5 protein-coding genes are annotated in these 5,517 nt (G+C 70.6%); 3 read left to right on the forward strand and 2 right to left on the reverse strand.

The genetic code is table 11. The features are described from left to right. Positions 1-108 precede the first annotated feature (108 nt). The 3 genes from ACLBXX_RS20540 to ACLBXX_RS20550 are packed head-to-tail and all read left to right on the forward strand — an operon-like array spanning position 109 to position 2,676. Positions 109-990 (forward strand): carbohydrate ABC transporter permease, encoded by an 882-nt coding sequence (locus tag ACLBXX_RS20540; RefSeq protein WP_310286008.1) that lies wholly within the window; start codon positions 109-111, stop codon positions 988-990. A gap of 1 nt (position 991) precedes the next feature. Then, positions 992-1,909 (forward strand): carbohydrate ABC transporter permease, encoded by a 918-nt coding sequence (locus tag ACLBXX_RS20545; protein ID WP_387140931.1) that lies wholly within the window; start codon positions 992-994, stop codon positions 1,907-1,909. A gap of 20 nt (positions 1,910-1,929) precedes the next feature. Beyond that, complete coding sequence (locus tag ACLBXX_RS20550; RefSeq protein WP_447659533.1) at positions 1,930-2,676, forward strand: aspartate/glutamate racemase family protein; 747 nt, start codon at positions 1,930-1,932, stop codon at positions 2,674-2,676. 155 nt (positions 2,677-2,831) lie between these two features. On the opposite strand, the gene ACLBXX_RS20555 is transcribed toward ACLBXX_RS20550, so the two are convergent. Together ACLBXX_RS20555 and ACLBXX_RS20560 are read right to left on the reverse strand one after the other, a co-directional pair. Then, positions 2,832-3,809 carry a sugar-binding transcriptional regulator gene (locus ACLBXX_RS20555; RefSeq protein ID WP_084695618.1) on the reverse strand — a complete coding sequence of 326 codons (978 nt, stop codon included), beginning with the start codon at positions 3,807-3,809 and terminating at the stop codon, positions 2,832-2,834. A gap of 268 nt (positions 3,810-4,077) precedes the next feature. Next, positions 4,078-5,517: alpha-L-rhamnosidase-related protein (locus tag ACLBXX_RS20560; RefSeq protein ID WP_447659534.1), on the reverse strand; the 1,440-nt coding region annotated here is incomplete at its 5' end.

Genomic DNA, 5,517 nt, shown 5'->3' on the forward strand with positions numbered 1-5,517 from the left:
CACCCCGCCCCCCGAGGGGGGCCCCCCCCCCCCGGGGGCCCCCCCCCCCCCCCCCCCCGGGCCCCCCCCCCGGGGAGCCGGCTCTTCGACAGAGAAAGCAGTTCGCAGATGAACTCGATCTTCGGAGATCGGAAGACGATCTTCATCCTGCTGGCACCGGCTCTGGTGCTGTACACCCTCCTGAAGGTGGTGCCGGTCGGCTGGTCCCTCGGCCTCTCCTTCTTCGAAGGCAACTCGCTCCGCGGGTTCGAGTGGGTGGGCGTCCAGAACTTCATCACCTTCTTCAGCGACCCGAACGCCCTGCAGTCGATGTGGGTGAGCGTCTTCTTCGCTATCGTCGCCACGATCGGCCAGGTCGCTCTCGGCTACGGCCTCGCGCTCCTGTACGTCTTCGTCCTGCGCAAGGGCTCGACGCTCGTGCGGACGTTCGTGTTCTTCCCGACAGTGCTCCCCACCGTCGCCGTCGCGCTGCTGTTCCGCAGCTTCGTCGCCGTCGGTGACAACCAGGGCCCGGTCAACGACATCATCAACTTCTTCGGCGGCGAGAGCGTCGAGGTGCTCGCCTCCACCGTGGGCACGATGACCCTCGCGATCCTCATGACGCTGTGGAGCTCGATGGGCTTCTACGCCGTCCTCCTCTACGCGGGACTCCTCGACATCCCCGAGGAGGTCATCGAGTCCGCCCGCCTCGACGGCGCCAACGGCCTGAAGCTCGTCCGCCACATCGTCGTGCCGCTGTCGCTCCCGATCCTGCTGTCGTCGATCATCTTCAGCCTCAACGCGACGCTCAAGGTCTTCGACAGCCTGCTCGCCCTCAACGGCGGCGGACCCGGCACGTCGACCGCCCCGATGACGCTGTACATGTACCGCACCGCCTTCGAGTACGCCGAGTACGGCTACGGCTCGACGATCGCCGTCCTCCTCACCGCGCTCTGCCTGGTGTTCACCCTGGCGATCTTCCGATCGTCGCGCCGCAAGGCGGAGGTCTGACATGACTCTGACGCACACCGAGAAGCCCGCGTACACCGTCGCGACCCCGACGGTCCGCAAGCCCGGCCCTGGCCGCGCCAAGCGCACCGCTCTGAAGGCGCTCCGCCGTCTGCCGGTCTGGATCCTCGTCGCGGTCCTGATGGTCGTGGTTCTGTACCCGCAGGTCTGGATGGTGCTCGGCTCGTTCAAGACGCAGTCGGAGTTCCTCTCGAACCCCGCGCTGTCGCTGCCCGAGACGTGGAACTTCGACAACTACGTCACCGCTCTCACCAACGGCAACGTCGCGCGCAACTGGCTCAACAGCGTGCTGGTGACGATCCCATCGGTGATCTTCATCGTCTTCATCGGCGTCGCCGCCGGCTACGCGCTCGAGGTGATGATCTGGAAGGGCCGCAACGGGGTCCTGCTCTACATCCTCGCGGGCATCATGGTGCCCGGTCAGATGATCCTCGTCCCGCTGTTCATCACGTACTTCCGCATCGGCATCACCGACACCCTGTGGCCGCTCATCATCACCTACACGGTGATGGGACTCCCGCTGACGACGTTCCTGATGGCGACGTACTTCCGCTCGGTGCCGCGCGAGATCTTCGAGGCCGCGACCGTCGACGGCTCGGGCCCGCTGCGCTCGTTCTTCGTGATCGGCGTCCCGATGATGAAGAACGCGATCCTCACGATCGGCCTCGTGCAGTTCTTCAGCGTGTGGAACGACCTGCTGATCGCCCTGACGTTCACGACCCGTCCCGAGCTCGCGACGATCCAGGTGGGCCTCCTGAGCCTCAGCGACGAGTACGGGTCGACGCAGTACGGTCCGCTGTTCGCGGCCGTCAGCATCAACATCGTGGTGCTGCTGATCCTGTTCCTGACGCTCAACAAGAAGATCATGGCCGGCATGTCCGGCGGCGCCCTCAAGGGCTGAGAAGCTGAAAGGCTGGGTGCATGAGCTCCTCCGCGCCGCGCATCGCGTTCCTCCACACCGGAGCCGTCAACATCGCGCCGTTCGGTGCGCTGGCGGCGGAGTTCCTCCCCGGCGCGACCGTCGTGAACTATCTCGACGACCGCATCGTGGCCGACCTCGGCGATGAGGCGCGCGCGGACTCGGTGCCCGAGCGCATCGACGACCTCGTGCGCGCGGCGGCGGCAGGGGGAGCGGATGCCGTGATGTTCACGTGCTCGTCGATCTCCGAGCTCGCCGCACCCGCCGCCGCGGCGGCGGGTGTGCCCGTCCTCCGCGTGGATGAGGCGATGGCGGATGCTGCGGTCCGGGCCGGACGCCGCATCCGCGTGCTCGCGACCCTGCCGACCACGTGCCGCCCGACTCTGGGCCTGCTGCAGGAGCGCGCCGCGCTCGCCGGCGTCGAGCCGGAGTTCACGAGCGAGGTCATCGAGGGCGCGTTCGCGGCTGTCGCGGGCGGCGACCGCCCGACCCACGACCGCCTCCCCCCCCCCCCCCCCCCCGCCCCCCCCCCCCCGGCCGCGGCCCCGCCGAGCCCGACGTCATCGTGCTGGCCCAGGCATCCATGGCCTCCGCCGCCGAGGCCGTGTCGGTCGACGTGCCGGTGCTCACGAGCCCCCGGCTCGGCGTCGAGCGTCTTGCGGCGTCTCTCGCCGATCGTTGACCCCGGCGGTGCGTCCGCTGCCCGATGTTCGCGCGTGGGCGCTCCGCGTCCTCAATTGAGGACCTGAGCCGGAATGAGGACGCCACAGCCGTGGCGCGCCCTCAGCTCAGCCCTCGTCCTCATTTGACGAGCTGTGTCGACGGCGGCTCGAACATCCCTGACAGTAAGGTCGCGGCCCTCGTCCTCATCTGAGGACGAGGGCTGGGCGCCGCGGGACCCAGGTCAGCGCTCGGCGAGGGCCTCGGCCGAGCGCAGGTCGGTCACGAGCGTCGTGACCCAGTCGCCGGCCAGGGCGCCGTGGATGGCCTCGAGCTTGCGCTCGCCGCCGGCGATGCCGACGCGACGCGGGATGCGCCGGAGGCCGTCGACCGTGATGGCGATGATGCGGTCGTCGAGCGCGCCGCGCACGAGCGAGCCGTCGGCGCGGAAGATGCGGTGGCAGATGTCGCCGACGGCGCCCTGGTCGAGCAGCGCCTGACGCTCCTCGGCGGCGAAGGCGTTGCCGCTCGCGGCGAGGGCGTCCGACGGCTCGATGCTGCCGATGCCCATGATCGCCATCGTGAGCTCGTTCCAGTGGCGCGCGACCTCCTGCATCGAGGGGTCCTGCAGCAGGCTGTCGCGGATCGCCGGGTCGCCGACGACGCCCGGGGCCTGCACGTACACCGGCTCGGCGCCGAGCGTCCGGGCCAGTTCGCCGAGCAGACGGTTCGAGTGGCTCTGCGCCTCGGGCGCTCCCACGCCGCCGAGCAGCTGCACGACCTCGGTGGCGCCGCGCACCGTGAACGGGCGCATGCGGTCGACCATCGCGAGGATCGTCTGACTCCACGATGAGACGCCGATCCGGTCGGCGCCCGAGAGGGTCGCCTCGAGATAGGCGGCCGCCCCCGCCCCGAGCGATGCCAGCAGCTCGCCCTCGTCGGCCTCGGGGTCGACGTCGACGATGACGGCCTCCGCGAGGCCGTACTTCTCCTCGAGCTGCTCCTCGAGCTCGGCGTAGACGCCCGGGGCGACGGTGACGATGGTGCGCACGATGCCCACGGATTCCGCCCGCTTGAGCAGACGGGAGACCTTCGCCTGTGAGATATTGAGCGCGGCCGCGATGTCGGCCTGGCGGACGCCCCGCTCGTGGTACATGCGCGCGACCTTCGTGAGCAGGCGAACCTGCCCGTCCGCGGGCCGGGTGTAGGGCGTCAGGGGCACAGCGTCTCCGATCGTGGCGATCCAAGGTGTATTCGGATTCGCTAACGAAAGGATATTCACTCTCCGCGCAGAACGCCACCCCCGACGACGTGTGGATTCACACATCGACCGGGGATTTCGGATGCCGCGGGCCGCAGCATCCGAAAATGCTCGCTCTTCATTCACCCGCCGCACGCATGCGAATCGCCAAGACGCGCCGGGCGTGGGTGCAGCGTACCGGCGTGTCTTGGCGACTCGGGCCCCGAGGGGCGGGGCAGGGCGGATGGGGTCAGGCCGGGAGCGGAGCGCGGACCGGAGCGACCCCCGCCGGCACGGGCACCACGCGGGTGTGGGTGCCCGGGGCGAGCGTCTCCTCGTCGGCGCCGTCGAGGTCGAGCACGGCCTCGGCGCCGACGGGGACCGTCGCCTCGACGTGGAGCTGCCCGTCCTCGATGCGCCACGAGATCGCCGCCTCGCCGTACGCGGTGAGCTGGCGCGCCGAGGCGGACGTCAGCCCGCCGCCGGGGCGCGGGGCGAAGCGGATGCGGCGGTAGCCGGGCGCGTCAGGCGCGAGCCCGCCGATGACCCGGTGCATCCAGTCGGCCACGGCGCCGAGCGCGTAGTGGTTGAAGGAGGTCATCTGCCCCGGGTTGACGGTGCCGTCGGGCAGCAGCGAGTCCCACCGCTCCCACACCGTCGTGGCACCCTGCTCGACCTGGTAGAGCCACGACGGGCACTCGCGCTCGAGCAGCAGGTCGTACGCGGTCGACACCTGGCCGCCCGAGCTCAGGGCGTCGGAGACGAGCGGCGTGCCGACGAAGCCCGTCGCGATGCGGTTGCCCGCGGCGTGCACGAGGTCGGCGAGGCGGGTGGCCGCAGCATCCCGTTTCACCGGATCGGTGATCAGATCGAACTGCAGACCGAGCGCGTACGCCGTCTGGGCGTCGCTGGTCATCGTGCCGTCGGCGTTCACGTACGCGGCCTCGAAAGCGGCGACCACCTCGTCTGCGAGCGCGTCGTAGTGCGCCCGCGCGTCGGCGAGCCCGAGCACCTCCGCCATACGCGCCACCGTCCGCGCCGACTTCGCGAAGTACGCGGTCGCGACGAGGTAGCGATCGGTGAGGGCGTCGGCAGGGTCGTCCGGCGGAGCGGCCGGGTCGAGCCAGTCGCCGAGCTGGAAGCCCGAGTCCCACAGCCGCGAAGGCCCCGCGAGTCGCTCGAGCAGGTCCACCCAGCGGTGAGCGCTGTCCCACTGCGCCTCGAGCACGCCGACGTCGCCGAACCGGTCGTAGAGGGTCCATGGGAGGAGCGTCGCCACGTCGCCCCACGCGGCGCCCGGACGCATGGGCGTCCACGCCTTGTCGGCCGGGATCACCGGCACATACCAGGGCACCGTGCCGTCGGGCAGCTGCTCGATCGCCAGGTCCTGCAGCCACCCCGAGAGCATGCCCGAGACGTCGTAGAGGGTGGAGGCCGTCGGCCCGAAGACCTGGATGTCGCCGGTCCAGCCGATCCGCTCGTCGCGCTGCGGGCAGTCGGTGGGGATGTCGACGAAGTTCCCGCGCATGCCCCAGCGCACGTTCTCGTGGAGGCGGTTGAGCGCCGGATCCGAGGACTCGAACCAGCCGGTGCGCTCGAGATCCGTGTGATAGACGCGGGCGACGAGGGCGCCGGCCGCGGCATCGGGGGGGGGGGGGCGGCGGGGGCCCCGCGGCCGCCGGCACCCGGG

The organism is Microbacterium sp. C23T (assembly GCF_053345975.1).